This window comes from Vibrio sp. 2132-1, assembly GCF_033344315.1.
In genome coordinates this window covers 1-664 of sequence record NZ_JAWPON010000404.1, presented here as the reverse complement: position 1 = coordinate 664, position 664 = coordinate 1, and the positions used below count along the sequence as shown (strand labels likewise).

The following is a 664-nucleotide window of genomic DNA, read 5'->3' as shown; positions in this document are numbered from 1 at the left end:
TTTTCTAGCGTTACATCTAGACCAAGTGTTTTCTTCCACATAGAGCCTAGAGCAACCGCAATTTTCTTGTGGTTCTCAGACGTGTTGTAAAGAAGGTTAAACTTAAGTGGATTATCTGCGCCGTAGCCTGCTTCTTCCAATAAACGTGCCGCTTCTGCGTTACGCTCTTCTTGCGTCATTTTGCCGTATGCAGGAATTTCTGGGTTGAAACCTGCTGTGATTTCTGGCGTTAGGAAGTAAGCTGGTTTTTGACCTTGAGCTAAAATCGCATCAGTTACGATGTTACGATCAATCGCGTAAGAGATAGCTTGACGAACACGTACATCATCAAACGGAGCTTTCTTCGTGTTGAAGATGTAGTAGTAAGTACATAGGTTACCCGTCACAGATACTTCTTGTGGGTGCTCTTTCTTCAGACGCTTGAAGTGCTCTGTTGGCAGTTCGTTCGTGAAGTCGATTTCACCCGCTAGGAAGCGGTTCATTTCTGCAACTTGGTTTTCAATCGGTAGGAAAGTAACTTTCTCTAGTGTGGTGTTTTCGTTGTCCCAGTATTGCTCGTTACGCTTCAATACTAGACGCTCGTTCACAACCCAGTTGTCAACAACATAAGCACCGTTACCAACAAAGTTCTCTGGCTTCGTCCATTGATCGCCGAACTTCTCTA

1 protein-coding gene is annotated in these 664 nt (G+C 44.4%); it reads right to left on the bottom strand.

Features of this window, described 5'->3' with window-relative positions; genetic code table 11:
- Positions 1–664: ABC transporter substrate-binding protein (locus R8N47_RS25690; protein ID WP_318186163.1), on the bottom strand; the 664-nt coding region annotated here is incomplete at both ends.